The sequence below is a fragment of the Variovorax sp. N23 genome (assembly GCF_025486315.1).
GTDB lineage: Bacteria > Pseudomonadota > Gammaproteobacteria > Burkholderiales > Burkholderiaceae_C > Variovorax.
Genome location: NZ_JAOOPY010000009.1, coordinates 1 through 25,491 on the forward strand (window position 1 = coordinate 1; position 25,491 = coordinate 25,491).

26 protein-coding genes and 1 pseudogene are annotated in these 25,491 nt (G+C 68.3%); 6 read left to right on the plus strand and 21 right to left on the minus strand.

Going from position 1 to position 25,491, the window contains the following annotated elements; all coding sequences use genetic code 11:
* From N8A90_RS14875 to N8A90_RS14915, 9 genes and pseudogenes are all read right to left on the minus strand, one after another.
* Positions 1-73 (minus strand): annotated as a pseudogene (locus tag N8A90_RS14875) (elongation factor Tu); the annotation flags it as partial.
* A gap of 137 nt (positions 74-210) precedes the next feature.
* Entirely contained in the window at positions 211-2,310 is a 2,100-nt protein-coding gene (gene fusA / locus N8A90_RS14880) for an elongation factor G (protein WP_262075706.1), read from the minus strand.
* Between the two features lie 85 nt (positions 2,311-2,395).
* On the minus strand, positions 2,396-2,869 hold the full coding sequence (rpsG, locus tag N8A90_RS14885; protein ID WP_114968651.1) for a 30S ribosomal protein S7: 474 nt from the start codon (positions 2,867-2,869) through the stop codon (positions 2,396-2,398).
* Between the two features lie 150 nt (positions 2,870-3,019).
* Positions 3,020-3,397, minus strand: a complete 378-nt coding sequence (gene rpsL, locus N8A90_RS14890) for a 30S ribosomal protein S12 (RefSeq protein WP_013543948.1) — start codon at positions 3,395-3,397, stop codon at positions 3,020-3,022.
* A gap of 137 nt (positions 3,398-3,534) precedes the next feature.
* On the minus strand, positions 3,535-4,704 hold the full coding sequence (locus N8A90_RS14895; RefSeq protein WP_262075707.1) for a D-alanyl-D-alanine carboxypeptidase family protein: 1,170 nt from the start codon (positions 4,702-4,704) through the stop codon (positions 3,535-3,537).
* Positions 4,705-4,725: 21 nt separating this feature from the next.
* Positions 4,726-5,358 carry an alpha/beta hydrolase gene (locus N8A90_RS14900; protein ID WP_262075708.1) on the minus strand — a complete coding sequence of 211 codons (633 nt, stop codon included), beginning with the start codon at positions 5,356-5,358 and terminating at the stop codon, positions 4,726-4,728.
* A 19-nt stretch (positions 5,359-5,377) separates the two neighbouring features.
* Positions 5,378-5,728 carry a (2Fe-2S) ferredoxin domain-containing protein gene (locus tag N8A90_RS14905; RefSeq protein WP_262075709.1) on the minus strand — a complete coding sequence of 117 codons (351 nt, stop codon included), beginning with the start codon at positions 5,726-5,728 and terminating at the stop codon, positions 5,378-5,380.
* A gap of 9 nt (positions 5,729-5,737) precedes the next feature.
* Positions 5,738-6,850: a VanZ family protein gene (locus tag N8A90_RS14910; protein WP_262075710.1), complete on the minus strand. Its 1,113-nt coding sequence runs from the start codon at positions 6,848-6,850 to the stop codon at positions 5,738-5,740.
* A 31-nt stretch (positions 6,851-6,881) separates the two neighbouring features.
* Positions 6,882-7,310, minus strand: a complete 429-nt coding sequence (locus N8A90_RS14915) for a CopD family protein (RefSeq protein ID WP_262075711.1) — start codon at positions 7,308-7,310, stop codon at positions 6,882-6,884.
* Between the two features lie 445 nt (positions 7,311-7,755).
* Here N8A90_RS14915 and hemB point away from each other — a divergent pair, with 445 nt between their 5' ends.
* Positions 7,756-8,763, plus strand: coding sequence for a porphobilinogen synthase (gene hemB / locus N8A90_RS14920; protein WP_262075712.1), 1,008 nt, complete (start codon positions 7,756-7,758; stop codon positions 8,761-8,763).
* A gap of 13 nt (positions 8,764-8,776) precedes the next feature.
* Positions 8,777-9,913: a magnesium transporter CorA family protein gene (locus N8A90_RS14925; RefSeq protein ID WP_262075713.1), complete on the plus strand. Its 1,137-nt coding sequence runs from the start codon at positions 8,777-8,779 to the stop codon at positions 9,911-9,913.
* Between the two features lie 95 nt (positions 9,914-10,008).
* Here the strand turns inward: N8A90_RS14925 and N8A90_RS14930 are convergent, their stop codons facing one another.
* On the minus strand, positions 10,009-10,356 hold the full coding sequence (locus tag N8A90_RS14930; protein WP_262075714.1) for an alpha/beta hydrolase: 348 nt from the start codon (positions 10,354-10,356) through the stop codon (positions 10,009-10,011).
* A gap of 123 nt (positions 10,357-10,479) precedes the next feature.
* Between N8A90_RS14930 and N8A90_RS14935 the strand changes: the two genes are divergently transcribed.
* Positions 10,480-11,385 carry a LysR family transcriptional regulator gene (locus N8A90_RS14935; RefSeq protein WP_262075715.1) on the plus strand — a complete coding sequence of 302 codons (906 nt, stop codon included), beginning with the start codon at positions 10,480-10,482 and terminating at the stop codon, positions 11,383-11,385.
* 11 nt (positions 11,386-11,396) lie between these two features.
* Here the strand turns inward: N8A90_RS14935 and N8A90_RS14940 are convergent, their stop codons facing one another.
* A complete protein-coding gene (locus N8A90_RS14940) occupies positions 11,397-12,080 on the minus strand; it encodes a dienelactone hydrolase family protein (protein ID WP_262075716.1) in 684 nt (227 codons plus the stop codon).
* Positions 12,081-12,108: 28 nt separating this feature from the next.
* The gene (locus N8A90_RS14945) at positions 12,109-12,717 is read right to left on the minus strand and encodes a 2-hydroxychromene-2-carboxylate isomerase (protein WP_262075717.1); all 609 of its coding nucleotides are present in this window, start codon (positions 12,715-12,717) and stop codon (positions 12,109-12,111) included.
* A gap of 87 nt (positions 12,718-12,804) precedes the next feature.
* Between N8A90_RS14945 and N8A90_RS14950 the strand changes: the two genes are divergently transcribed.
* Positions 12,805-13,554 carry an SDR family oxidoreductase gene (locus N8A90_RS14950; protein WP_262075718.1) on the plus strand — a complete coding sequence of 250 codons (750 nt, stop codon included), beginning with the start codon at positions 12,805-12,807 and terminating at the stop codon, positions 13,552-13,554.
* 14 nt (positions 13,555-13,568) lie between these two features.
* Positions 13,569-14,213: a MarC family protein gene (locus N8A90_RS14955; RefSeq protein ID WP_262075904.1), complete on the plus strand. Its 645-nt coding sequence runs from the start codon at positions 13,569-13,571 to the stop codon at positions 14,211-14,213.
* Between the two features lie 10 nt (positions 14,214-14,223).
* On the opposite strand, the gene N8A90_RS14960 is transcribed toward N8A90_RS14955, so the two are convergent.
* The 5 genes from N8A90_RS14960 to N8A90_RS14980 all read right to left on the minus strand — a co-directional run bounded on the left by N8A90_RS14960 (position 14,224) and on the right by N8A90_RS14980 (position 19,123).
* Positions 14,224-14,868 (minus strand): PqiC family protein, encoded by a 645-nt coding sequence (locus N8A90_RS14960; RefSeq protein ID WP_262075719.1) that lies wholly within the window; start codon positions 14,866-14,868, stop codon positions 14,224-14,226.
* 158 nt (positions 14,869-15,026) lie between these two features.
* Entirely contained in the window at positions 15,027-16,007 is a 981-nt protein-coding gene (locus tag N8A90_RS14965) for an MlaD family protein (RefSeq protein WP_262075720.1), read from the minus strand.
* A gap of 5 nt (positions 16,008-16,012) precedes the next feature.
* A complete protein-coding gene (locus N8A90_RS14970) occupies positions 16,013-16,834 on the minus strand; it encodes an ABC transporter ATP-binding protein (protein ID WP_262075721.1) in 822 nt (273 codons plus the stop codon).
* Positions 16,831-18,003, minus strand: a complete 1,173-nt coding sequence (locus tag N8A90_RS14975; RefSeq protein WP_262075722.1) for an MlaE family ABC transporter permease — start codon at positions 18,001-18,003, stop codon at positions 16,831-16,833. Before N8A90_RS14975 ends, N8A90_RS14970 begins: the two co-directional genes overlap by 4 nt.
* Before the next feature lie 142 nt (positions 18,004-18,145).
* On the minus strand, positions 18,146-19,123 hold the full coding sequence (locus N8A90_RS14980; RefSeq protein ID WP_262075723.1) for a LysR family transcriptional regulator: 978 nt from the start codon (positions 19,121-19,123) through the stop codon (positions 18,146-18,148).
* 117 nt (positions 19,124-19,240) lie between these two features.
* Here N8A90_RS14980 and N8A90_RS14985 point away from each other — a divergent pair, with 117 nt between their 5' ends.
* Positions 19,241-20,752, plus strand: coding sequence for a CoA-acylating methylmalonate-semialdehyde dehydrogenase (locus tag N8A90_RS14985; protein ID WP_262075724.1), 1,512 nt, complete (start codon positions 19,241-19,243; stop codon positions 20,750-20,752).
* A gap of 333 nt (positions 20,753-21,085) precedes the next feature.
* On the opposite strand, the gene N8A90_RS14990 is transcribed toward N8A90_RS14985, so the two are convergent.
* From N8A90_RS14990 to N8A90_RS15005, 4 genes are all read right to left on the minus strand, one after another.
* Positions 21,086-22,558, minus strand: a complete 1,473-nt coding sequence (locus tag N8A90_RS14990; protein ID WP_262075725.1) for an amidase — start codon at positions 22,556-22,558, stop codon at positions 21,086-21,088.
* Positions 22,559-22,734: 176 nt separating this feature from the next.
* A complete protein-coding gene (locus tag N8A90_RS14995) occupies positions 22,735-23,079 on the minus strand; it encodes an AzlD domain-containing protein (RefSeq protein ID WP_262075726.1) in 345 nt (114 codons plus the stop codon).
* Positions 23,079-23,819 carry an AzlC family ABC transporter permease gene (locus tag N8A90_RS15000; RefSeq protein WP_262075727.1) on the minus strand — a complete coding sequence of 247 codons (741 nt, stop codon included), beginning with the start codon at positions 23,817-23,819 and terminating at the stop codon, positions 23,079-23,081. Before N8A90_RS15000 ends, N8A90_RS14995 begins: the two co-directional genes overlap by 1 nt.
* Positions 23,819-25,483 carry a dipeptide ABC transporter ATP-binding protein gene (locus N8A90_RS15005; RefSeq protein WP_262075728.1) on the minus strand — a complete coding sequence of 555 codons (1,665 nt, stop codon included), beginning with the start codon at positions 25,481-25,483 and terminating at the stop codon, positions 23,819-23,821. The genes N8A90_RS15000 and N8A90_RS15005 overlap by 1 nt, the downstream gene beginning before the upstream one ends.
* Positions 25,484-25,491 lie beyond the last annotated feature (8 nt).

The following is a 25,491-nucleotide window of genomic DNA, read 5'->3' on the forward strand; positions in this document are numbered from 1 at the left end:
TGCCATGGTCAACGTGACCGATCGTGCCCACGTTCACGTGCGGCTTGGTGCGGGTGAATTTACCTTTTGCCATTTTCAATCCTTAGAAAGAGCAGTCCCGTGTATTGGTTTTATGTCTGCATCCGATTGCTGGTTCGCCCCGCACGGGAACAGGGCGGCACCGGATCGCAGACAAGAAGCGCCGCGCACTGCGCGGCGCCACATTCCTGATTACTTGGCGCGGGCCGCGACGATGGCTTCGGCCACGTTGCGGGGCGCTTCGGCGTAGTGCTTGAACTCCATCGTGTACGTGGCGCGGCCTTGCGACATCGAGCGCAGCGTGGTCGAGTAGCCGAACATTTCCGACAGCGGCACTTCGGCCTTGATGGCCTTGCCGCCACCAATCATGTCGTCCATGCCCTGCACCATGCCGCGACGGCTGGACAGGTCGCCCATCACGTTGCCGGCGTAGTCTTCAGGGGTTTCGACTTCCACGGCCATCATCGGCTCCAGGATCACAGGGCTGGCCTTGCGGCAGCCTTCCTTGAAACCGAAGATCGCGGCCATCTTGAAGGCCATTTCGTTCGAGTCCACGTCGTGGTACGAACCGAAGTGCAGCGTGACCTTGACGTCCACCACCGGGTAACCGGCCAGCACGCCCTGGTTCAGCGCCTCGATCACGCCCTTCTCGACCGCGGGGATGTATTCGCGAGGAACCACACCGCCCTTGATGGCGTCGACGAATTCGAAGCCCTTGCCGGCTTCCTGCGGCTCGACCTTCAGCACCACGTGGCCGTACTGGCCCTTGCCGCCCGACTGGCGAACGAACTTGCCTTCGGCGTCTTCGACCGTCTTGCGGATGGTTTCGCGGTAGGCCACTTGCGGCTTGCCGACGTTGGCTTCCACGCCGAATTCGCGCTTCATGCGGTCCACGATGATTTCGAGGTGGAGCTCGCCCATGCCCGAAATGATGGTCTGGCCGGATTCTTCGTCGGTCTTCACGCGGAAGGACGGATCTTCCTGGGCCAGGCGTTGCAGCGCGATGCCCATCTTTTCCTGGTCGACCTTGGTCTTCGGCTCGACGGCCTGCGAGATCACCGATTCCGGGAACACCATGCGTTCGAGCGTCACGATGGCCGTCGGGTCGCACAGGGTTTCGCCCGTGGTCACTTCCTTCAGGCCGACGCAAGCCGCGATGTCGCCAGCGCGGATTTCATTCACCTCTTCGCGGTTGTTCGCGTGCATCTGCACGATCCGGCCGATGCGCTCTTTCTTGCCACGCACCGGGTTGTAGACGCTGTCGCCCTTGGTCAGCACGCCGGAATAGACGCGCACGAAGGTCAGCTGGCCCACGAACGGGTCGGTCATCAGCTTGAACGCCAGCGCCGAGAACTTCTCGCCGTCGTCGGCCTTGCGGGTGACGGGCGCTTCGTCTTCGTCGGTGCCACCGACCGGCGGGATGTCCGTCGGTGCGGGCATGTATTCGATGACCGCGTCGAGCATGGCTTGCACGCCCTTGTTCTTGAACGCGGAGCCGCACAGCATCGGCTGGATTTCGCCGGCGATGGTGCGCTGGCGGATGGCGGCCTTGATCTCTTCCTCGGTCAGCGCTTCGCCTTCGAGGTACTTGTTCATCAGCTCTTCGCTGGCTTCGGCAGCGGCTTCGACCAGCTTCTCGCGGTATTCGTTGCAGACGTCCACGATGTCGGCGGGGATCTCGCCGTACTGGAAGGTCACGCCCTTGTCTTCGTCCCAGATGATGGCCTTCATCTTCACGAGGTCGACGATGCCCTGGAACTTGTCTTCGGCGCCGATCGGGATCTGGATCACGACGGGGTTGGCCTTCAGGCGGTCGATCATCATCTGACGAACGCGCAGAAAGTTGGCGCCGGTGCGGTCCATCTTGTTGACGAACGCGAGGCGGGGCACGCGGTACTTGTTGGCCTGGCGCCAGACGGTTTCCGACTGGGGCTGCACGCCGCCGACGGCGTCGTACACCATCACGGCACCGTCGAGCACGCGCATCGAGCGCTCGACTTCAATCGTGAAGTCCACGTGACCGGGGGTGTCGATGATGTTGATGCGGTGTTCGGGGAACGTACCGGCCATGCCCTTCCAGAAGCAGGTCGTGGCAGCCGAGGTGATCGTGATGCCGCGCTCCTGCTCCTGCTCCATCCAGTCCATGGTGGCCGCGCCATCATGCACTTCACCGATCTTGTGGTTCACGCCCGTGTAGAACAGGATGCGCTCGGTCGTGGTGGTCTTGCCGGCGTCGATGTGCGCGGAGATACCGATGTTGCGGTAGCGCTCGATGGGGGTTTTGCGGGACATGAGTAATTACTCCGTTAACGGATGAAAGCCCGCCCACCACACGGTAGGTCGGGCTTCCAGCCTGTCTGATTGAGGGACGGTTTTCTTAGAAGCGGAAGTGGCTGAAGGCCTTGTTGGCCTCGGCCATGCGGTGCACTTCATCACGCTTCTTCATGGCACCACCACGGCCTTCCGTGGCTTCCATGAGTTCGTTGGCCAGACGCAGGGCCATCGACTTCTCACCACGCTTGCGGGCGGCTTCCTTGATCCAGCGCATCGACAGTGCCAGACGGCGCACCGGGCGCACTTCGACGGGCACCTGGTAGTTCGCGCCACCGACGCGGCGCGACTTCACTTCAACCATCGGCTTGACGTTGTTGATGGCCATGGTGAAGGCTTCCACCGGGTCCTTGCCCGGGTTCTTCTTCTCGATCTGCTCGAGCGCACCATAGATGATGCGTTCGGCCACGGCCTTCTTGCCGCCTTCCATGATCACGTTCATGAATTTGGACAGCTCGACATTGCCGAACTTCGGGTCCGGCAGGATTTCACGTTTGGGGACTTCGCGACGACGTGGCATGTTACTAACCTCTTTGCTTCAGTTGGCACCGTTTCCGGTACCGCGAGAGCCAACAAAAACTCTCACTTACTCGACCCGATAGTGGGTCACTTCGTTCGATGTGCCCGCCAAGGCAACCGAACACCGTTGAATCGACAAAACGAAGGCCTATTAAGCCTTCTTGGGACGCTTTGCGCCGTACTTGGAACGCGACTGCTTGCGGTCTTTCACGCCTTGCAGGTCGAGCGAGCCGCGCACGATGTGGTAGCGAACACCGGGCAAGTCCTTGACACGACCGCCACGAACCAGCACGACGCTGTGTTCCTGGAGGTTGTGGCCTTCGCCGCCGATGTAGGAGATGACTTCGAAACCGTTGGTCAGGCGCACCTTGGCGACCTTACGCAGCGCGGAATTCGGCTTCTTGGGCGTCGTGGTGTAGACGCGGGTGCAGACACCGCGACGTTGCGGCGAGTTCTGCATGGCAGGGCTCTTCGAATTGATCTTCTCGACCGTTCGACCCTGACGCACCAGTTGATTGATGGTTGGCATGAATGAATAAGTCCCAAAACACCCCGACCTTGAACCTCATCGTGACATGAGAAGCCGGGAAATGACGAAAACGTGAAACCCTTCGGAAATTTCCGAAAAGCCCGCGAGTATAGCAGTCCGCCCGAGCCGTTGGCGGTTTACTTGATCCAGAGGCGGATGGCGTCCCAGGCGCGGCCCAGGATGCCGGCCTGCTCCACCGGCTCCAGCACCACCAGCGGCACCTCGGCCACCGGCTCGTCGCCCAGCATGACCTTGAGCGACCCGACGGCCTGGTTCTTCGCAAACGGCGCCACCAGCGGGTCGGGGCGCGCGACCTGCGTCTTGAGCTTGCTGGCCGAACCGGCCGGCACCGACACGACGATCGCCTCCGGGCGGCCCAGCTTGACGGTGTCGGACTTGCCCTTCCAGACCGCCGGCGTGGCTGCGGGCTGGTTGGCGTCGAACAGCTTGACCGCGTCGAAGGCGGTGTAGCCCCAGTTCAGCAGCTTCTGCGACTCGTTGGCGCGCACGTTCTCGCTGGAGGCGCCCAGCACGATCGACAGCAGACGGCGGCCACCGGCCAGGTTCGGAAAGTCACGCTTGGCCGTCACGATCATGCAGTAGCCGGCGGCGTCGGTGTGGCCGGTCTTGAGGCCGTCGACGGTCGGGTCGCGGAACAGCAGCAGGTTGCGGTTGGTGTCGTTGGTCGACGGCGTGCCCGGGTAGCGGTACTTCTTGATGGCGTAGTAGTGCACGTACTCCGGAAAGTCGTGCATGAGCCGCGTGGCCAGGATGCTCAGGTCGCGCGCCGTCGTCGTGTGGCCCGGCACCGTGAGGCCTTCGGGGTTCTTGTAGCTGGTGCCCTTCATGCCGAGCGCCTTGGCCTGCTCGTTCATGAGCTCGACGAAGTGCTCGGCCGTGCCGCCCACGGCCTCGGCGAGCGCCATGGTGGCGTCGTTGCCCGACTGGACGATCATCCCCTTGATCAGGTCGTCGACCGGCACCTGCATCTTCGGGTCGATGAACATGCGCGAGCCCGGCATCTTCCAGGCGCGCACGCTGATGGGCAAGGTCTGGGTCAGGCTGATCTTCTTGGACTTGAGCGCGTCGAAGACCAGGTAGGCCGACATCAGCTTGGTCAGCGAAGCGGGCTCGACCGGGCTGTCGATGTCCTTCTGCGCCAGCATCTGGTTGGCCGTGACGTCGAGCAGGAGATAGCTGCGTGCCGCCACTTCGGGAGGCACCGGCACCTGGGCCGCAGCGAGCATGCAGAACGATGCGGCGGCAGCCAGCACCAGCGCGCGGAGCGCGTCAGAGAAACGATTCATGGGAATGGGGAAGTCTGGCCATCAGCCCGCGCGCAGATGGCGGGCCACGAGATTTTTCAAGAGCGGCAATTGTCCGTGAAAGAAATGGCCACCCCCGGGAACGACTGTGACAGGAAGTGACTGCGGGCGGGCCCAATCCATCACCGCCGACAGGGCCACCGTGTCGTCGGCCTCGCCGTGCACGACCAGCGCGCGTTCGAGCGCGCCCTCGGGCAGCGGCGGCGGCACGACGCGCGCCACGCTGGTCCCCACGAGCACCACCTGCTGCACCTCGCGCGCCGGCCACAGCGCCTGCAGCGCATTCACCGCCACGAAGCCGCCGAAGGAGAAGCCCGCCACGGCGACCGGCCCGTCCGGCGCGACCTGCGCCAGCACCGCTGCGAAGTCCTCGGTCTCGCCGCGCCCTTCGTCGTGCACGCCTTCGCTGGCGCCGACGCCGCGGAAGTTGAAGCGCACCGCCGTCCAGCCGCTCGCCACGAAGGCGCGCGCCAGGGTCTGCACGACCTTGTTGTCCATGGTGCCGCCGAACAGCGGGTGCGGGTGGGCGATCACGGCGACGCCGCGCGATGCGGCGCCGTCAGGCGGCAGGTCGCGCTGGGCTTCGATGACGCCCGCCGCGCCTTCCAGGCGAAGTTTCTCGGTCTGCGAATTCATCAGGGATGCAGGGTCGGTTTCAGCGACCCACGTCGGGCGGCAGCAGCAGGCGCTCGACGACCTGGCCGTTCTTGAGGTGCGACTCGACGATCTCGTCGATGTCGTCGGCATCCACGAAGGTGTACCAGACCGCGTCCGGATACACGACGGCCACCGGCCCGCCGGCACAGCGATCGAGGCAGCCAGCCTTGTTGACGCGCACCTTGCCGACACCGGCCAGGCCCGCCTCCTTCACCTTCGACTTGCAGCGGTCGAAGCCCTCCTGCGCGTTGTGCTTGGCACAGGCGTCTTCACCGTTCTTGCGTTCGTTCAGGCAGAAGAAGATATGGCGCTCGTAGTAGCCGGGCGTGGAGGTCGTGGAGGAAGGCATCGACCGATTCTAGGTTTGGCGCACCCGCCGCGACAGCACCACCAGCACGTAGCCCAGCGCGGCAAAGGGCCACAGCCAGCCCAGCCATTGAACCAACCCGTGGAAGCGGATGAAGCGCCCCTGCTCCCAGGTGGCCAGGGTCTGCGCGAAGTAGGCGCTTTCAGGCGCCTGGTTCAGCAGGCTCAGATGCAGCACCAGCGCCACCAGCAGCAAGGCGGCACAGAGTCGTCGTGGCGCACCGAGCAACAACACGCCCACGACCACCGCCGCGGCGATACCGACCTGGACCGGCAGGCTCAGCCACGCCCACGCATGCTCCGGCCCCCAACTCAACGCCGCCGACAGCGCGCTGGCCGCGACACCCACCGCCAGGATCACCGGCATCAGCAAGGCGCGGCGCGCCACCGACCGCGTGACCAGAAAGGCCAGCAGGCAGGGCACCAGCGCGCCCAGCATGACGCACAGGAGTTCGACGGCCGGCACCAGCGGCTGCAGTTCGAATTCGCGCAGGGGCATCCAGTCGAGGAAGGGCGTGTCGAGCAGCCACTCGGCGATCGCCGCCTCGAGCCGCTCGAACACCTGGCCCAGCCCGAAGGTCACCGCCGCCGGAAAGAGCAGGGCCACCGGCCACAGCGCCAGCAGCACCAGGCCGCCGCGCGCATCGTCGACGAACCAGTAGGAGCGCGCCCGGCTCCAGTGCGCCACGGCACCGGCGCGCTCCAGGCCGGCGGCCAGCACTGCACCGGCGAAGGCGCCGAGCGCATTCAGGCCGAGGTCGACGTTCGACGGAATGCGTGCCGGCAGGTAGCTCTGCAGCGTTTCCATCGCGAAAGAGACTGCGCTGCCCGCCAGCCCGGCGCGCAGTATCGCCTGCCAGCCGCCGGCGTCCGGGCGGGTGCGCAGCACGGCCAGCGCCATGAGAAAACCCAGCGGAACATAGCCCGCCACGTTGATGCCGAAGTCGAACCCGGTCCAGTACTTGGGCCATGGCGCCCACAGGTACGACCACGGCGCGATGCCCTGGTCGCGCCAGTCGGCGAAAGGGTAGAGGCTCGCGTAGACGATCAGTGCCGCATAGGCCAGCGCGAGCGGCAGCGCGGCGGACTTGTGCGGCGTGGTCACCGGGCGATGAGGACGGTGGGGCCGCGCGGCGTCAGAACGGCTTGACCACCACCAGCACGACGATGGCCAGCAGCAGCAGCACCGGCAGTTCGTTGAACCAGCGGTACCAGCGATGGCTGCGCCGGTCGGTCCCGGCTGCAAGTTTGCGCAGGATCACGGCGCAGCCGTGGTGGTAGCCGATCACCACCAGCACCAACGCCAGCTTCGCATGCATCCACCCGTTGCCCGGGCCGCGGCCGATGCCGTAGCCCATCCACAGCCAGACGCCGAAAACGATCGCCGGAACGGCCAGCAGCGTGGTGAAGCGCAACAGCTTGCGCGCCATGAGCAGCAGGCGTGCCCGCTCGGCCTCCGAGCCGGGCGGCACCATGGCGAGATTCACGAAGATGCGCGGAAGGTAGAAGAGCCCGGCAAACCAGCTGGCAATGAAGACGATGTGCAGCGATTTGATCCAGAGCATGGCGGCAGTTTAGTGGGGCTGAAGAGTCGTCGCTGCACGGCGCATGAGGCGCGCTCTTTTCGTGGAACACCGCGGACGGGCTCCGCCCGGCCGCAGGTGTTGCCCCCGGTAGGGGGTGCGGAGCGCGACACGCAGTGCGCGCGACCTGGGGGCGAGCAACAGTCCCCCCCAAAAAAAAGCCCGACGCCAAGGCGCCGGGCTGGGAAGCCCTTTTGCTGTCACACATCAAGGCACCCGCTCAGGGAGGAAAAGCGGGGAGCGGCAAGCCGCCCAGGTCAGAATTTAACAAAGCAAAATCAACGTATCAAGCAAATGGTTAACTTTTTCTGACATTTGCGCACTTTGCCCGCCAAGACCGGCGGTCCCCTTCGGCCTGCTCGCCACAACTTGACGCATTCGGCGCTGGTGCCGCGTCGGGTACGACACATCGTGCACAATTTTCCACATGACCCTCCACGCCCCCTTTCCCGCCGGCCGGCCCCGCCGCCTTCGCCGTGACAGCTTCACGCGCAATCTGGTCCGCGAGCACGCGCTCACCTCGCACGACCTGATCTACCCCGTCTTCGTGCAGGAAGGACAGAACAAGCGCGATGCGGTGGCCTCGATGCCGGGCGTGGAGCGCTTCAGCCTGGACACCCTGCTGCCGGTGGCCGAGGAATGCGTGGCGCTCGGCATCCCCGTGATGGCGCTGTTCCCGGTGATCGACGGCGCGCTCAAGACGCCCGCGGGCGACGAAGCCTTCAACCCCGGCGGACTGATCCCGCGCGTGGTGGCAGCGCTGAAAGCGCGCTTCCCCGAACTCGGCGTGATGACCGACGTGGCGCTCGACCCCTACACCAGCCACGGCCAGGACGGCCTGCTCGACGACACCGGCTACGTGCTCAACGATCCGACCGTCGAGGTGCTGGTGAAGCAGGCGCTGACGCAGGCCGAGGCCGGCGTCGACATCGTCGCGCCGAGCGACATGATGGACGGCCGCATCGGCGCGGTGCGCGACGCGCTCGAGGCCAACGGCGACATCCACACGCGGATCATGGCGTACAGCGCCAAGTACGCGAGCGCCTTCTATGGCCCCTTCCGCGACGCGGTCGGCTCCGCCACCAACCTGGGCAAGAGCAACAAGAAGGTCTACCAGATGGATCCGGGCAACAGCGACGAGGCCCTGCGCGAAGTCGGCATCGACATCGCCGAGGGCGCCGACATGGTGATGGTGAAGCCCGGCATGCCCTACCTCGACATCGTGCGGCGCGTGAAGGACGAGTTCCGCGTGCCCACCTTCGCCTACCAGGTGAGCGGCGAGTACGCGATGCTCAAGGCCGCCGCTCAGAACGGCTGGCTCGACCACGACGCCGTCATGCTCGAAAGCCTGCTGGCCTTCAAGCGCGCGGGCGCCGACGGCGTGCTGACCTACTTCGCGCTCGACGCCGCCCGGCTCCTGAAGCAGCAGCGCTGAAACCGCGGCGCCCGTGCGAATTTTCGAGATCACCGGCTCGCAGGTCGCCGAGCACGACGCCCTGGCGCCCCTGGCCTTGCCCGGCGCCTGCCAGAACGGCTACCTGTGGCTCTCGCTCACGCGGGACGAGTTCCGCGCGTCGCTCGCCGACGTGCAGGGCATCCTGCAGACGCTGTGCGGCACGCAGCTGGTCGACCTGCATGTGAGCGACCTGCTCAACGACCAGTTGCCCTCGCACTACGACTACACCTCGCAGTACGACGTGCTCGTGTTCCGTCGGCTGGCCGCCGCCTCGCACGCCGCCCCCTTGGCCGACGAGACACCGAAGGCCCGCAGCGGCCCGCCGGTGCTGCGGCGCGTCGACACGCGGCCGGTCGGCTTCGCGGTGTTCGACCGAGTGCTGCTGTCGGTCCATCCGGAAGACGGCGCGGTACGCGACGTGTATGCCGCGAAGCTGATGGCCGCCGCGCGCGGCGACCGCACCGACACCACGGCCCCGGCCCTCGACGTGCGCGCCATCAGCGCCCGCGTGCCCACCGGGCCGGCCGACCTGATGCTGCGGGTGGTGAACCAGATCGTCGACGCGTACCTGGCGTTGCGGCGCGAACTCACGCGCCAACTCGACCACTGGCAGGCCGAGCTGATCGATCCACGCAGCCGCTTCACCAACTGGAGCGCGCTGATGGAGGCGCGCCAGTCGCTGCACCACCTCGACGAGATCTGCGAAGACCAGCGCTCGGCCGTGCAGGACTGGATCGACGCCATGGAAACGCTGCCGACGCCCGAGGCGGCCGCCGAGATTCGCGAGCGCGAGCTCATCATGGTGCGCAGCCGCGACGTGCTCGAGCACATCGAACGCGTGGTGCACCACGTGCGCCGGCTCGAGCAGAACGCCGAGGCCGCCGTGCAGATGCACTTCAGCGTGCAAAGCCACCGTGCCAACGACATCATGCGGGTGCTGACGGTGCTCACCGCCATCTTCCTGCCGCTCAACCTGATCGCCGGCATCTTCGGGATGAACTTCGAGTTCATCCCGCTGGTGCACACGGCCGCCGGCTTCTGGATCGCGATGGGCGCGATGGGCGGCATCGCGGTGGCGCTGGTCGTGCTGTTCTGGCGCAAGCGCTACCTGGCCCGCACCGCGCGCTGAGCGCACATGCAAAAGGACCGGGCGGTGCGGTGCACCGTCCGGTCCTTTTGTCGAAGGTCTGGATCAACCACGGCCGCACGCGGCGGCCGCTGCGATCACAGGCCGGCGCGCCGGGTGGCCAGCGAACCGTTCGTGTACTCGGCAGGCACCGTGCTGTTCACGAAGGACTTGCGGTCCAGGTTCTGGTTGGCGGCGTTGGCAGCAGCGAGGGCTTCGGCAGCCACGGCTGCACGGCTGGTGGGCGACGGCAGGGCCGGCGCGACCTTCGAGCTACGGTTGATGTTCTGGTCCGGGGCGTGCGCAGCGGCGACGGCTTCGGCGTCGACCGCGGCACGGCTCTTGACCGACACGACTTGCTGGACGCCGTCGTAGGTTTCAGCGTGGGCGCCGACGGCGGCGAGCAGGGTCAGGGCAGCAGCAGCGATGATTTGGGTGGTCTTCATTTTCGTTTCCTCGGAGGTTGTTCAGAGATCGTGCCGTCGTCCGGCCCGTGGGACGAATTCTCGAAGGAAAATGCGACGTAAACTCGCTGAAAAATGAACCATGGTGTTCATGAAAACGAAACAATGGACAGCCTCGACCTTCTGAAGACCTTCCGCGAAGTCGCGACGCTCGGCAGCTTTTCGCGTGCGGCCCAGCGCCTCGACATGTCGAAGGCGACGGTCAGCAAGTACGTCGCCGAACTGGAAACGCGCTTCGGCGTGCGGCTGCTCAACCGCTCGACGCGCTCGGTGAGCCTCACCGACGCCGGCGCCCTGCTGCTCGAACGCAGCACGCCAGTGATGGAAATGGTCGCGCTCACGCAGGCCGAGATCCAGGAGCACGCGAGCCGGCCCACCGGCCGCCTGCGCATCTCCGCGCCGCACGGCATGGGCCAGGGCGACCTGCCCACGCTGCTGGCGCAGTTCCTGGGCTACTACCCCGAGGTCAGCATCAGCCTGCACCTGAGCAACCGCACGGTCGACCTGGCCGAAGAAGCGATCGACGTCGCCTTGCGCTTCGGGCCCATTACCGACGACAACCTGATCGTGCGCAAGCTGCAGCAGATGCCGCTGGTGGTGTGCGCGTCGCCGATGTACTGGAAGAAGCACGGCACGCCCGAGCATCCGTCCGACCTGACCGGCCACGACGCCTTGACGCATTCGCGCGTGGGCACGCATCCGCAATGGCGTTTCGATGTGGAGGGCAAGCCGCTCGACGTCTCGGTGAAGAGCCGCATGGACGCCAGCGAGGCCGGGCCGCTGATCGAGGTGGCCCTGCACGGCTTCGGCGTCCTCTACCTGCCGGCACTGCTGGTGCAGCCGCACATCGACCGCGGCGAGCTGGTGCCGGTGCTCAAGCCCTATGTGCGCAGCGACATGTGGCTGTCGGCCGCCTACCTGCAGCGGCGCCACAACAGCGCCGCGCTGAAGGCCTTGCTCGACTTCCTGCAGACCCGCATCGGCCCACGCGCCAAGGGACCGAAGAAGTAGGCAGACGCCACCTATCCAACGTGCTTGGCGAAGAAAGCCAGCGTGCGCTCCTTGGCCAGCGTAGCGGCGGCCGCGTCGTACGAGCCGCGCTGGTCGCAGTTGAAGCCGTGGTCGGCTTCGTAGACGTGCACCTCGACCTCGGGATGCGCCTTCTTGAAGGCCTCGACCGACTCGAGCGAGATCCAGTGGTCCTTGCTGCCGAAGTGCGCGAGCACCGGCACCGTCGGGCTGAGCGCCGACTCTTCGGGCGTGGTCATGCCGCCGCCGTAGTACGGCACAGCGGCCGCGATGCCCGACACCCCTGCCGCCGCGCACCAGGTCAGCAGGCCGCCCCAGCAGTAGCCCACGATGCCGACCTTGCCGGCCTTCGCCGCGTACTCGACGGCGGCCTGCACATCCTGCAGCACGCCGGGTGCGGGCAGCGCCTCGACCGCGGCCTTGAGCGCCATGCCGGCCTGCATGTCGTCGCCGGTATAACCGATGTCGACGCCGGGCTTCACGCGGTGGAAGGTCGCCGGCGCCACCGCCAGGTAGCCTGCCGCTGCGTAGCCGTCGGCCACCGAGCGGATGTGCGAGTTGACGCCGAAGATCTCCTGCAGCACGACGATGGCGCCCTTGGGCTGGCCCGCGGGTTCGGCCACGTAGGCCGGAAAGGTGACGCCGTCTTTGGCGGTGAGATCGATGAATTGACCCATGGTCGTTGCTCCTGTCGGATTGAGAGAATCAGTTGGTCTTGTTCTGCAGCGCGTGCTCGACGAAGTGGAGCCGGTCCTGGCCCCAGAACAGTTCGCCGTCGATCACGTACGTGGGGGCGCCGAACACCTGGGCGTCGATGGCCTCCTGCGTGTAGGTCTCGTAACGCTCCTGCACGGCCTGGCGCTGCGACTGCTCGACGCGCTGAGCCGGCAGGCCGCATTCGACGGCAATCGCCTCGAGCACCTTCGGGTCGGCGATGTTGCGCTCCTGCACCCAGACCGCCGCGAAGATCGCAGCGCAGACCCGCATCGCCGCGTCGACGCCATCGTGCATGTCAACGGCGATGATCAGCTTGGATGCATCGTCGCCCGCCACCGGGAAGAAGCGCGGCTTGACGTTCATCGGCAGGCCCAGGTGCTGCGAGAAGCGCGCCATCTCGACCAGCCGGTAGGCCTGGCGCTGCGGCGCGCGCTTGCCCAGCGGCAGGCCACCCGAGGCCGGGAACACCGCGCCGAAGTCGACCGGCCGCACCCGCACGGTGGCGCCGGCGGCCTTCGCGATGGCGGCGAAGCGGTCGTGGCCGAGGTAGGTCCAGGGGCTCTGCGGGGTGAAGTAGTAGTCGACGGTACGGGGCATGGATGTCTCCAGGAGAGGCGACGATGATGTAATCCGCGCCGGGGCGCTTTTTTAACCCACGCACGGCTTCCGTGCAGGAGGCGGGAATTGAACCAGCAGATCCTTCTGATCACGGGCGGCGGCCGTGGCATCGGCGCCGCCGTCGCCGTTCTCGCAGCGCAGCGCGGCTATGCCGTGGCCGTCAACTACGCCAGCAACTCGCTGGCCGCCGACGAGGTGGTGCGCCGCATCCGCGCGAGCGGCGGCAGCGCCATCGCGGTGCAGGCCGACGTGGGCGACGAGGCCCAGGTGCTGGCGATGTTCGAGCAGGTCGACGCCAGGCTCGGCCGGCTCACCGCGCTGGTCAACAACGCCGGTGTGGTCGACCTGCAGGCCCGCGTCGACGAGATGAGCGTGGCACGGCTGGAGCGCATGTTCCGCATCAACGTGATCGGCAGCTTCGTCTGCGCCCGCGAGGCGGTGCGGCGCATGAGCACGAAGCACGGCGGCAGCGGTGGGGCCATCGTCAACGTCTCCAGCGCGGCCTCGCGGCTCGGGTCGCCCGGCCAGTACGTCGACTACGCGGCCAGCAAGGGCGCGATCGACACCTTCACGCTCGGTCTGGCCAAGGAGGTGGCCGACGAAGGCATCCGCGTCAACGCAGTACGCCCCGGGCTGATCGCCACCGACATCCATGCGTCCGGCGGCATGCCCGAGCGCGCCGCCGCACTGGCACCCAGCGTGCCGATGAAGCGCGTCGGCAACGCCGAGGAGATCGCCGGGGCCGTGCTGTGGCTGCTCTCGCCCGAGGCCAGCTACACGACGGCGGCGCTGCTCGACGTCACCGGGGGACGCTGATGGCCAGCCCCACGATGGACCTGATCAAGCCGCTGATCACGCTGCTGGCCATCGTGAACCCGCTGGCGATCGTGCCCTTCTTCATCCACTACACGCAGGAATACAACGAGCGCCAGCGGCGCCGCACCGCGTGGATCTCGGCCTTCAGCGCCTTCGTGGTGATCGCCATCAGCGCGCTGCTGGGCCTGCAGCTGCTGGGCTTCTTCGGCATCTCGATCGCGAGCTTCCAGGTCGGCGGCGGCCTGCTGCTGCTCATCAGCTCGCTCAACATGCTCAACGCGCAGCCGGCCGAGGCCAAGACCAACAAGGAAGAGATCCGCGCGACCGAGGTGAAGGCCTCGCTCGGCGCGTCGATCGCCGTGGTGCCGCTGACCATCCCGTTGCTCACCGGCCCGGCCACCATGTCGACGATGGTGATCTACGCCGAGAAGACGCGGCACCTCTGGGAGATGGCCGTGCTGGTCGGCTACGGCGTGGTGATCGGCCTGGCGACCGGCATCGCCTTCTCGCTGGCCGAGCCGATCGCGCGCGTGCTGGGCAAGACCGGCATCAACGTGATGACACGGCTGATGGGCCTGATCCTCGCCGCGCTGGCGGTCGAGGTGATGGCCGACGGGCTGGGCAAGCTGTTCCCGATTTTGGGTCGGACGGCGCCCTGAGCGCGCGTCGTCAGGGCTGCTGATCGACCCAGGCGACCAGTTCGGCGATCGCCGCATCGCTGGCCAGGGTCAGCGCCCGCACGCCCCCCGGCGCGTCGGCACTCGTTGCCGGGCGCTGCACCGTGAAGCTGCGCTGCGCCACCACGCTGTCGCCGCCGGGCGCGCTCTGCACGAGCGTGGCACGCAGCCGCACCAGGCCGGCGCTCTGCGTCGGCGATGCAAAGTAGTGGCTGAATTCCTCGAGCGACACGCGCAGCGTGCGCGGCACGCGGCCGGCCGTGCGCGCCAGGCTCGCACTCTCTTCGCGGCTGAGCACCGTGCGGCGCTCGGCCAGGGCGTCGCGCAGGCGCCGGTAGAGCAGCTGGTTGGGCGCCACGCTCCAGCGCGACTGGCCGTAGGGCCGCAACTCGTTGGCATCGGCGTAGCCCAGGCGGTAGAGGATCTGCGTGCCTTCCAGCCGCGTGCTGGCGTCGACGTCGGCCAGCGACAGCGTCGGGCGCGGCGTGGCATCGGCAGGCGCCGGTGCCCGGGCCGCCAACACCGGACCGAAGTCGTAGAGCATCGCGCGCGACGGCCGGTCGGGCAGCGACCCGCATCCGGCCAGGAGAAGGAGAGCAGCCGCCAGGGCCGCGGTGGAGCAAAAGCGTGTGGGCATGGTCTTCACCTCAGTTATCTATAGTGCTACCCGCCACCCGCAGCCAATGAAACCGGCATGGCCGAGGCCAGGGCACCCGCGGAACTGGCGTTGCCAGGCCGCTGGGTGCGCCCCCTTGAGGGGGAGGCGCCGCAGGCGCATCGGGGGTAGGTTTCATTTCAAGGACGTGCGGCGGCGGGTGCCGAGAAGCCCGGCTCGCCCGGGCCGGCGACGGCGCCGCCATTGCCGAAGAGCAGCGACTGCGGGTTGTCGTTGATGCCGTCGGCCGCACGGCCCAGGCGGCGCACCGCGCTGGACGTGTCCTCGGCCACGCGGTTCAGCCGCGGCAGCGTCGCCATGTTGAAGCTGTCCACCGCCTGCGACAGCGCCTTGGTGCCGTCGCCCAGCCGGTCGATCGGTCCGTCGGGCGCGTTGAGCCGGTTGGCAGTCGTGTTCAGGTTGTTGGCCACGCGCGAGATGTCGCCGGCCGCGGTCTTGACGGAGCCCATCGTGTCGCGCGTGCGGTCGATCAGCGGCGGCAGCGCCGTGAGCGCCGGGTTCAGGCCGGTCCTGACGGTGTTGTCGAGCTGCTTCGTCAGCTGGTTGGCGCTGGCCGCGGCCTGCGCGATGTTCTCCAGCGCATCGGCGATGCGCTTCTGGTTGGCTGCGCCCAGCACCACGTTGACCCGCTTGGTCACGTCCTCGACCTGGTCGAGGATGACCTCGCCGCGGTCCTGCAGCTGCGCCAGCACGGAAGGTTTGAGCGGGATGCGCGGCGGGTTGGCGTTGTCGGGCGCCAGCGCCACCTGCGACTCGCCCTTGTCGTCGATCGCGATGAAGGCCAGGCCGGTCACGCCCTGGTAGCTCAGCGTGGCGAAGCTCGACTGCGTGAGCGGCACCCGTTCGTCGACGGTGATGCGCACCCGCACGTTGCCCTTGACCTTGGGGTCGAAGTCGATGGCCGTGACCTTGCCCACCGCGATGCCGCGGTAGCGCACCATGGCCTGCGGCTGCAGGCCGCTGACCGCGTCGCGGGTCGAGAGTTCGTAGGTGTTGCGCACCGTGTTGTCGCGCGTGAGCCAGACCACCAGCGCGACGAGCACGGCGACCAGGCCGAGCACGAAGGCGCCGGCGGCGAGGGCATGGGCCTTGTTTTCCATGGGGTCTACCTTTCGGCCGGCGCGTCGCCGGCGGGGGTGTCGTGCAGGGCTTCCATGGCGCGCTTTCCGCGCCCGCCCAGAAAGTAGTCGTGGATGAACGGGTGCTCGTAGGCGATCACCTCGCGCGGCCGGCCCGAGACGATGACCCGCTGGTCGGCCAGCACCGCGATGCGGGTGCTCAGGTCGAACAGCGTGTCGAGGTCGTGCGTGACCATCACCACCGTCAGCCCCAGTTCGCGGTGCAGACTGCGCAGCAGGTCGCAGAAGCTGTCGGAGGCCGCGGGGTCGAGCCCGGCGGTGGGCTCGTCGAGCAGCAGCAGCGGCGGGTCCATGATCAGCGCACGCGCCAGCGCCACGCGCTTGATCATGCCGCCCGACAGGTCCGACGGGCTGCGGTTCGCATGCTCGGGCTTCAGGCCCACCATCTGCAGCTTGACCAGCGCCGCATCGCGAATGAGGTCGTCCGGCAGCAGCCGCAGCTCGCGCAGCGGGAAGGCGATGTTCTCGAGCACGCTGAAGGCCGAGAACAGCGCGCCGTGCTGGAACAGCATGCCGACCTTGGCCGCATCCTTGGCGCCCAGCTGCCCGGGCCGCTGGCCGAGGACGGTGACCTCGCCCCGGGTGGGTTGCTGCAAGCCGAGGATCTGGCGCAGCAGCACCGTCTTGCCGGTGCCCGATCCGCCGACCAGCGACAGCACCTCGCCACGGCGGATCGACAGGTCGAGGTCGCGGTGCACCACCTGCTCGCCGTCGGTCGACTTGAACACCGTCCACAGGCGGCGGATGTCCACCACCACCGGCGCGTCGGATGCCGGCTCGTCGATCATTGGAAACCCACGCCCCGGAACAGCACGGCGAACAGCGCGTCGACCAGGATCACCACGGTGATCGAGGTCACCACCGACGAGGTGGTGCCGCGCCCGAGGCTCTCGGTGTTGGGCTTGACCTTCATGCCGAAGTAGCAGCCCACCAGCGCGATGAGGATGCCGAACACCGCCGACTTGCCCAGCGCCAGCCACAGGTTCGACAACGGCACCGCGCGCGGCAGCGCCTGCATGAAGTAGGCCGGCGACAGGTCGAGCGTGAGGTTGGCCGCGATCATGCCGCCGCCGAGCGCCGCCATCGACGTCCACATGCTGATGAGCGGCATCGCGACGGCCAGCGCCAGCACGCGCGGCATCACCAGCCGGAAGCCGTGCGGGATGCCCATGACGCGCATCGCGTCGAGTTCCTCGGTCACGCGCATCACGCCGATCTGCGCCGTGATCGCCGAGCCCGAACGCCCCGCGACCAACACCGCGGCCAGCACCGGCCCGAGTTCGCGGATCAGCGACAGGCCCAGGATGTTGACCATGAAGGCTTCCGCGCCGAAGTTGCGCAGCTGGTTCGACATGAGGTAGGCCAGCACCACGCCGATCAGAACGCCCACCAGCGCGGTGATCGGCAGCGCGGTGGTGCCGAACTGGTAGAGCTGGCCCGACAGGTCGCGCCAGGGCGCACGGTGCGGTGCGCGGATCAGCGTGCCGATGTCCAGCACGAGCTGGCCGATCAGCCGCAGGACGTCGCGCGCCACCACCAGGGCGCGCGGGCCGCGGTGGGCATAGGCCTTGAGATGGTCGGCCAGCGTCGGACCGGCATCGGGCGGCGCGGCGCAGGTGAACTGCGCCACATGCTCGAGCACCGCCTTGTGCGGCGGGTCCATCTCGATGTGCTGCGGCCAGGCGCCGCCCCAATGCCGCCACAGCACCTGGGCCCCGATGTGGTCCAGCTGCTCGATGGGGCGCAGGTCCCACGCGGCATCGCCTTTCGGCAGGCCGCGCAGGCTCTCGGCCAGGGCGACCCAGTCCTGGCGCGACGAGAAGGCCAGGGCCGTCCATTGGCCTTGCGCGACCACCGCGCCTTCTGCGCCGCGCGCCACGCGGGGCGGTGCACGCACCGGCTCGTCCGGCGCAGCGGCGAGCGTGGTGGGCGCAGTGTTCGGCGCGGAAAGTGGCATGGAGACGGTCTGTTCCGGGAGGGCTCGTTGGTAGCGGCGCGTCATCCTAACCGGAGGGTATGACGTGCGCGGCGATGGTCGGCGTCGTCCGACAGAGCGCAGCACCTGCAGGAAGCGGGCCCGCTCGGCCGATCGGCGTCGCTCAGCCGCCGATGCGGGTGCCCACGTCGGCGCCGAAGCCCTCGGCCAGCGACGCGCGCAGCCACGCGACGAAAGCCGCCACCGCGCGCGGCACGTGACTGGCATAGGGCCGGATGGCGTACAGCCGCTCCCCGAAGGCGCCGACCGGCGTCCACTGCGGCAGCACCTCCACCAGTTTCCCCGCGCGCAGCGCCGCCTGCGCGCTGAAGTCCGGCAGCAGCGCAATGCCCAGCCCCGCCAGGGCCGCATCGCGCAGCGCTTCGCTGTTGTTGGCGGCCAGCGGCCCCGACACCGGCACGGTGACGCGCTGGCCGTCGCTCCCCGAACCGCCTGCTCGGCCGGCGCGCCGCTCCAGGTGCCAGGTCGGCGTGTCCTGCGCACGGGGGTAGTGGAGGCAGTCGTGCGCGGCGAGCGCGGCCGGCGCGTCGGGCGTGCCGCGGCGGCGCAGGTAGCCGCGGCTGGCCGCCAGCACCGAGCGCGTCGGGCACAGCACCCAGGCGACATGGGTGTCCGGCGGGGCGGCGGTGTGGCGGATCGCGAGGTCGAAACCTTCCATCGCCAGCGAGCGGAGCCGGTCCGACAGGTCGAGCTCGATGCGCACCTCGGGGTAGGCGCGCAGGAAGTCCGCCAGCCGCGGCACCAGTTGCTGGCGCGCGAAGGCGACCGGCGCCGTCACCCGCAGCAGCCCGCGCGGCACGCCGGCCAGGTCGCGCACGCCGGCGAAGCTGTGGGCGATCTGCTCGAAGTTCGGGCGCATCTCGTCGACCAGGCGCTGGCCCGCTTCGGTGAGCCGCACGCTGCGCGTGGTGCGCTGCACCAGCGGCACGCCCGCCGCCTGCTCCAGCTCGGCGATGCGCTGGCTCATCGCCGCCTTGCTCACGCCCAGGCGCTGCGCCGCGGCCGTGTAGCTGCCCTGCTGGGCCAGCACGGTGAGCGCGTGCAGGTGGGTCCACAGCGCTTCGATCTTTCGGGAGTCCATGATGGCATTGTTCACCAATACGAACAATCAGTTAAGCCGGAGGCGTCTTGGCGCCAGGGTGCCGCGTGCCTAAACTGCCGACATCCTCCCCCGAACGACACCCGCACGAGAGCTCGCATGACCATCGCCTCCATCGACCACTACATCCACGGCCGCGCCGTGGCCAACGAATCCGGCCGCAGCCAGGACGTGACCAACCCCGCCAGCGGCAAGGTCACCGGCAAGGTCGGCCTGGCCGACAAGGCGGCGGTCGACGCCGCGGTCGCCTCGGCGCAGGCCGCCTTCCCCGCGTGGGCCGACACGCCGCCGATCCGCCGCGCCCGCGTGATGTTCAAGTTCCTGCAACTGCTCAACGAACACAAGGACGAGCTCGCCCACCTGATCACCGCCGAGCACGGCAAGGTCTTCACCGATGCGCAGGGCGAAGTCAGCCGCGGCATCGACATCGTCGAATTCGCCTGCGGCATTCCGCAGCTGCTCAAGGGCGACTTCACCGAGCAGGTGTCCACCGGCATCGACAACTGGACGCTGCGCCAGCCGCTCGGCGTGGTGGCCGGCATCACGCCGTTCAACTTCCCGGTGATGGTGCCGATGTGGATGTTCCCGGTGGCCATCGCCGCGGGCAACACCTTCGTGCTGAAGCCGAGCCCGACCGACCCGAGCGCGTCGCTGAAGATGGCCGAGCTGCTGAAGCAGGCCGGCCTGCCCGACGGCGTTTTCAACGTGGTGCAGGGCGACAAGGTCGCGGTCGACGCGCTGCTCGAGCACCCGGACGTGAAGGCGGTGAGCTTCGTCGGCTCCACCCCGATCGCCAACTACATCTACGAGACCGGCGCCCGCCACGGCAAGCGCGTGCAGGCCCTGGGCGGCGCGAAGAACCACATGGTCGTGATGCCCGACGCCGACATCGACCAGGCGGTCGACGCGCTGATCGGCGCGGGCTACGGCTCGGCTGGCGAGCGCTGCATGGCGATCTCGGTGGCGGTGCTGGTGGGCGACGTGGCCGACCGCCTGCTGCCCAAGCTGATCGAGCGCACCAAGACGCTGAAGGTGCTCGACGGCGAGAACCTCGACGCCGAGATGGGCCCGATCGTCACGCGCGCCGCGCACGAGCGCATCACCGGCTACATCGACCTGGGCGTGACCGAAGGCGCCAAGCTGCTGGTGGATGGCCGAAAGTTCGACGGCGCCAAGGCCGGCACCGGTTGCGACGACGGCTACTGGATGGGCGGCACGCTGTTCGACCACGTCACGCCCGAGATGCGCATCTACAAGGAAGAGATCTTCGGCCCGGTGCTGGGCTGCGTGCGCGTGGCCGACCTGAAGGAAGCGGTCGACCTGATCAACGCGCACGAGTTCGGCAACGGCGTGTCGTGCTTCACCCGCGACGGCAATGTGGCACGCGAGTTCGGCCGCCGCATCCAGGTCGGCATGGTCGGCATCAACGTGCCGATCCCGGTGCCGATGGCCTGGCATGGGTTCGGTGGCTGGAAGCGTTCGCTGTTCGGTGACATGCACGCGTATGGCGAAGAAGGCGTGCGCTTCTACACGAAGCAGAAGTCGATCATGCAGCGCTGGCCGGAGAGCATCGGCAAGGGGGCCGAGTTCGTGATGCCGACGGCAAAGTAAGCTGTCCTGCGTTCGTTGAAAACGCCGTGGGCCTTTGTTGGCTTGCGGCGTTTTTGTTTGTTGGCTGTTGTTCGGGGTGGGCTCGAGGGCGACGGGTAACCCCTTCCGCGAATGTCCCCCGGCCTGCGGCCTCCTCCTTTATTTCGCTGCAGGGGCTACCCATCACCCTCGGCCTGGACGCGGCGCGTCGTTCCGCGCGATCAACCACCGCCGTGTCCAAGGCTGAGGTCGGTGCGGTGTACTGCGCAGCGAAATAAAGGAGGAGGCCGCAGGCCGGGGGACATTCGCGGAGCAGTGCACCGCGCCGGCCTCAGCCTCGTCCCGAATCGGGACTCAAGCGCCGGTTACATGCACCCCAGGCCGCAGCCCCGCATTCCATTTGCCCCCGATGGCCCGTTCGATCTGTGCCGCCAGTTGCAGCAGCAACCCATCGTTGGCTTGCCGCGCCTGCGCCTGGATGCCCAGCGGCAGGCCGTTCTCCTGCGCCGCCAGCGGCAGCGAGATGCCGGGCATGCCGCACAGGTTGGCGAGCGGGGTGTAGGCGAAGTTCTTCCAGAGGTTGCCGAACCAGTCGTAGACGGACGGGTTGTCGCTGACCGTGAGGTACTCGGTGGTGCCGACCTTGGGCGTGGGCAGCGCGGTCACCGGTGTGAGGATGATGTCCCAGTCCTCGAAGAAGTTGCCGAAGGCGCGCGAGGTGGTGTTGAACACCGCCTGCATCTTCGAGCGCTCGCCGTAGGTGGTGTCGAGGCCCGCTTCCCAGATCTTGATGTTGATCGGCTCGAGCAGATCGGCCGGCGGGCGCTCGTGGCCCAGGCGCGCGATCTGGCCGGCGATGACCTGCGCGAAGTTGCTGATGTAGCAGGTGGTCTGCGCGGCGAAGGCGGTCTGGAAATCGACCTTCGGCAGCGCCCATTCGACGTGATGGCCCAGGCCTTCGAGGAAGCGGCCGACGCGCTCCAGCTCGGCCACGAAATGCGGCGTGGCGCGGTAGTCGCCCCACTCGTGCGACAGCGCGATGCGGAGACGCCCCGGGTCTTTCTTGATGAGCTCGCTGTACGGCTCGGCCGGGGACCAGAAGGGCATGAATTCGCCGGGCGCGCCGCCGCGGCACTGGTCGACGAAGGCCGCGGTGTCGCGCACCGTGCGGCTGTGGCAGCCCTGGATCGACACCAGGCCCGACAGGTCCGACAGGCCCGGCGCCAGCGAGAACACGCCGCGCGAGACCTTCAGGCCGATGTTGCCGTTGGCGCCGGCCGGGATGCGGATGGAGCCGCCGCCGTCGGTGGCGTGCGACATCGGCAGCACGCCCGCGGCCACGATGGCACCGGTACCGGCCGAGGACCCGTAGGTGGTGTAGGCCGTGTCCCAGGGGTTGCGCGTGACGTAGAGCGAGTTCTCCGCGGAGCTGCACACGCCGAACTCGGGCGTGGTGGTGCGCCCCATGATGTTCAGCCCCGCCTGGCGGATCTTGCCGGTGAGGAAGCTGTCTTCGGCCGGGCGGTGGCCCTGCATCAGCAGCGAGCCGAATTCCTGCAGCCGGCCCTTGAGCGTAGGGCCCAGGTCCTTCATCAGGTAGGGCACGCCGGCGAAGGTGCCGCCGGTGTTCGTGCCGTTGCCCACCGGGTCGGCCACGGCGTCGTCGAACACCTCGACCACCGCGTCGAGCGGGCCGTTGACCTTGTCGATGGCCGCCTTTGCCTGCGCCGCCAGCTCGGCCGGGCTCACGTCGCCCTTGCGCACCCGGTCGGCCAGCGCCACCGCATCGTGGTCCGCCCATTCGGACCAGCTCATTGCCATCGTCATTTCAGTTTCCGTTTCTCTTCAGTTATCGATCAGTTATCCATTGCCCAACGCAGCGCCCGCAGCCGACGACACTGGCGCCGCAGAGGCCAGGGATACCGCGGAACCGGCTTTGCCGGGCCGCCGGTATCGCCCCCTTGAGGGGGAAGCGCCGCAGGTGCTTCGGGGGTGGGCTCATTTCAAGGCCAGCCTAGCCCCAGCCTGAACAGCATGAGCGTAGCCGCCCCTGCCAGGATCGTCCCGGTCACGTCGTTTCGCCGAGCCAGGTAGTACAGCAATGCCGCGGCCACGGCGAACAGCCGCGCGTCGCGCCAGTCGGCCAGCAGGTGGCCGTTGCTCAGGAAGACCTCGGGCACGACCATCGCCAGCAGCGCCGCCACCGGGGCATGGCGCAGGCCCTGGCGCAGCCAGCCGGGCAGGCGCGGCTCGCGGTCGGGCAGCAGGAAGAAGCTGCGCGTGAGCACGGTCACCCCCACCAGCGCCAGCACCGCGAGCCAGGCGTACACCCCGTGGGCCGCATGCATCAGTGCAGGTTCCAGTGGCGGTCGGCCCAGAGCCCGGCCACGAAGGCCGTCGCGATGGCCGCGACCACGTTCAGCCCCATCGGCCACGAAGCGGTCGCCAGCGCGACCGACGCGGCGGCCAGCGCCGAGCAGCGCACCGCGCGGTCGGTCAGCATCGGCAGCGCCAGCGCGAGCAGTGCCAGCACGCCGACGAAGCGCAGGCCCCAGGCGGTGGGAATGGCGTCGGCCAGGAAGATGCCCGCGAGCGACGCGACATGCCAGGCCCCCCAGTTGGTGAGCGCCAGCCCGAGGAAGTAGCCCTGTTGCGCCACGGTCGCGCGGCCGGTCGGCGACGGCACCGGGTGCCGCTGCACGAACTGCGCATACACCGGGTCGCCCGCCAGGTACGACAGCAGCACGCGCTGCGGCCGGCCGTGCCCGCCGAAGTAGCGCCGCCAGCTCACGCTGAAGACGACGAAGCGCAGGTTGAGCACGCAGGCGGTCGCGGCGATCACCCACAGCGGCGCACCGGCGGCCATGAGCGGCAGGCAGGCCAGTTGCGACGCACTGGCGAACACCAGCAGCGACATGCCGAGGATCACGCCCAGGGCGACGCCGCTCTTGGCCATCGCCACGCCGGCCACCAGGCCCATCGCCAGGGTGCCCAGCGCCGGGCCCCGGATGTCGCGGCAACCCAGCCTGAACTCGCGGCGCCACGCGGGGTCGTTGAGCCGCGGCGACGACAGGAACGGTCGCCGCATCAGGCGCCCGTCGGTACCGGCTGGCCCGCGAGTTCGGCGCGCGGTGCGGCGGCCAGCAGCCGGCGCGTGTAGTCGTTCCCGGGGGCGTTGAACACGCGCCCCGTGGCGCCCTGCTCGACGATGCGGCCCTGGCTCATCACGATCACGCGATCGCACAGCTGCGCCGCGACACGCAGGTCGTGCGTGATGAAGAGGATGCCCAGCCCGAGGTCGCGCTGGATCTCGCGCAGCAGGTCGAGGATCTGCGCCTGCACCGACACGTCGAGCGCCGACACCGCCTCGTCGGCCACCAGCACCTGCGGCTGGCAGGCGATGGCGCGCGCGATGGCCAGGCGCTGGCGCTGGCCGCCGGAGAACTGGTGCGGGTAGCGCTCGAGCGCGGTGCGCGGCAGCTGGATGCGGTCCATCAGCTCCTCGGCGGTGCGGCGGGCATGCAGCTTGTCCATGCCGAAGTTCATCGCGCCCTCGACCATCGAGGAGCCCACCGTGCGACGGGGATTGAGTGAACGGTTCGGGTCCTGGAAGACCACCTGCACCCGCGAGCGCAGCGGCCGCAGCCGGCCTTCGGGCAGGTCGTGCACCGGCGTGTCGCCCCAGCGGATGCTGCCTTCGCTCGGCTCGATCAGCCGGATCATGCAGCGCGCGAAGGTCGACTTGCCCGACCCGGACTCGCCCACCACGCCCACCGTCTCGCCGCGGTGCACCGCCACGCTGGCGTCCTGCAGCGCGGTGTTGTGCTTCGTGCGGCCCATCCAGTCGCGGCGCGTGTAGACCTTGCCGACGCCGGTGCCGGTGATCAGCGCCGGACCGCCGGGCAGCGTGCGCGCGGGCGGCGGCGTCATGCCGGGCACGGCGTCGAGCAGCATGCGCGTGTAGGCCTCGCGCGGGTGGTGCAGCACCTGTGCGCAGGCGCCCTGCTCCACCAGCTGGCCGCGGTGCATCACCATCACCTCGTCGGCGATCTCGGCGACCACGCCCATGTCGTGCGTGATGAAGAGCACGGCGCTGCCCTGTTCGGCCTGCAGCTCGGCGATGAGCTTGAGGATCTCGGCCTGCGTGGTCACGTCGAGCGCAGTGGTCGGCTCGTCGCAGATCAGGAGGCGCGGCTTCAGGATGATCGCCATCGCGATCACGATGCGCTGGCGCTGGCCGCCCGAGAGCTGGTGCGGGTAGCTCGCGAAGATGCGCGCCGGGTCGGGCAGGCGGACGCGCTCGAAGATCTCGAGGATGCGGGCCTTGCGCTGCGCGGTGTTCCAGTCGGTATGGGTGCGCAGCAGTTCGTCGACCTGCTCGCCGCAGCTCAGCACCGGGTTCAGCGCGGTCATCGGCTCCTGGAACACCATGCCCATGCCGGTGCCGCGCAACTGGCGCAGGCGCTTGTCGGAGATGAAGCGGCCCCGGTCGACCAGCGTCTCGCCGGCCAGCACCACGTCGCCCGCCGCGAGCGTCAGGCCCTTGGCCATCAACCCCATCACGGTGGTCGCCAGCACCGACTTGCCGGAGCCGGACTCGCCCACGATGCAGAGCGTGCGGCCGGCGTCCAGGCGCAGGTCCAGGTGTTCGATCGCATGCGGGCGGTCCGCGTCCGACGGCAGGCCCACCTGCAGGCCGCGCACTTCGAGGATCGGCGCGCTCGGAGCCACGGGTTCGGTCATCGCATTCATGGGTCGCA

Bases quoted from the DNA above. Each gene is read 5' to 3' on its own strand.
- fusA (WP_262075706.1), bottom strand. From the start codon at position 2,310: ATGTCCCGCAAAACCCCCATCGAGCGCTACCGCAACATCGGTATCTCC.
- rpsG (WP_114968651.1), bottom strand. From the start codon at position 2,869: ATGCCACGTCGTCGCGAAGTCCCCAAACGTGAAATCCTGCCGGACCCG.
- rpsL (WP_013543948.1), bottom strand. From the start codon at position 3,397: ATGCCAACCATCAATCAACTGGTGCGTCAGGGTCGAACGGTCGAGAAG.
- N8A90_RS14895 (WP_262075707.1), bottom strand. From the start codon at position 4,704: ATGAATCGTTTCTCTGACGCGCTCCGCGCGCTGGTGCTGGCTGCCGCC.
- N8A90_RS14900 (WP_262075708.1), bottom strand. From the start codon at position 5,358: ATGAATTCGCAGACCGAGAAACTTCGCCTGGAAGGCGCGGCGGGCGTC.
- N8A90_RS14905 (WP_262075709.1), bottom strand. From the start codon at position 5,728: ATGCCTTCCTCCACGACCTCCACGCCCGGCTACTACGAGCGCCATATC.
- N8A90_RS14915 (WP_262075711.1), bottom strand. From the start codon at position 7,310: ATGCTCTGGATCAAATCGCTGCACATCGTCTTCATTGCCAGCTGGTTT.
- hemB (WP_262075712.1), top strand. From the start codon at position 7,756: ATGACCCTCCACGCCCCCTTTCCCGCCGGCCGGCCCCGCCGCCTTCGC.
- N8A90_RS14930 (WP_262075714.1), bottom strand. From the start codon at position 10,356: ATGAAGACCACCCAAATCATCGCTGCTGCTGCCCTGACCCTGCTCGCC.
- N8A90_RS14935 (WP_262075715.1), top strand. From the start codon at position 10,480: ATGGACAGCCTCGACCTTCTGAAGACCTTCCGCGAAGTCGCGACGCTC.
- N8A90_RS14940 (WP_262075716.1), bottom strand. From the start codon at position 12,080: ATGGGTCAATTCATCGATCTCACCGCCAAAGACGGCGTCACCTTTCCG.
- N8A90_RS14945 (WP_262075717.1), bottom strand. From the start codon at position 12,717: ATGCCCCGTACCGTCGACTACTACTTCACCCCGCAGAGCCCCTGGACC.
- N8A90_RS14955 (WP_262075904.1), top strand. From the start codon at position 13,569: ATGGACCTGATCAAGCCGCTGATCACGCTGCTGGCCATCGTGAACCCG.
- N8A90_RS14960 (WP_262075719.1), bottom strand. From the start codon at position 14,868: ATGCCCACACGCTTTTGCTCCACCGCGGCCCTGGCGGCTGCTCTCCTT.
- N8A90_RS14965 (WP_262075720.1), bottom strand. From the start codon at position 16,007: ATGGAAAACAAGGCCCATGCCCTCGCCGCCGGCGCCTTCGTGCTCGGC.
- N8A90_RS14970 (WP_262075721.1), bottom strand. From the start codon at position 16,834: ATGATCGACGAGCCGGCATCCGACGCGCCGGTGGTGGTGGACATCCGC.
- N8A90_RS14975 (WP_262075722.1), bottom strand. From the start codon at position 18,003: ATGCCACTTTCCGCGCCGAACACTGCGCCCACCACGCTCGCCGCTGCG.
- N8A90_RS14980 (WP_262075723.1), bottom strand. From the start codon at position 19,123: ATGGACTCCCGAAAGATCGAAGCGCTGTGGACCCACCTGCACGCGCTC.
- N8A90_RS14985 (WP_262075724.1), top strand. From the start codon at position 19,241: ATGACCATCGCCTCCATCGACCACTACATCCACGGCCGCGCCGTGGCC.
- N8A90_RS14990 (WP_262075725.1), bottom strand. From the start codon at position 22,558: ATGACGATGGCAATGAGCTGGTCCGAATGGGCGGACCACGATGCGGTG.
- N8A90_RS14995 (WP_262075726.1), bottom strand. From the start codon at position 23,079: ATGCATGCGGCCCACGGGGTGTACGCCTGGCTCGCGGTGCTGGCGCTG.
- N8A90_RS15000 (WP_262075727.1), bottom strand. From the start codon at position 23,819: ATGCGGCGACCGTTCCTGTCGTCGCCGCGGCTCAACGACCCCGCGTGG.
- N8A90_RS15005 (WP_262075728.1), bottom strand. From the start codon at position 25,483: ATGAATGCGATGACCGAACCCGTGGCTCCGAGCGCGCCGATCCTCGAA.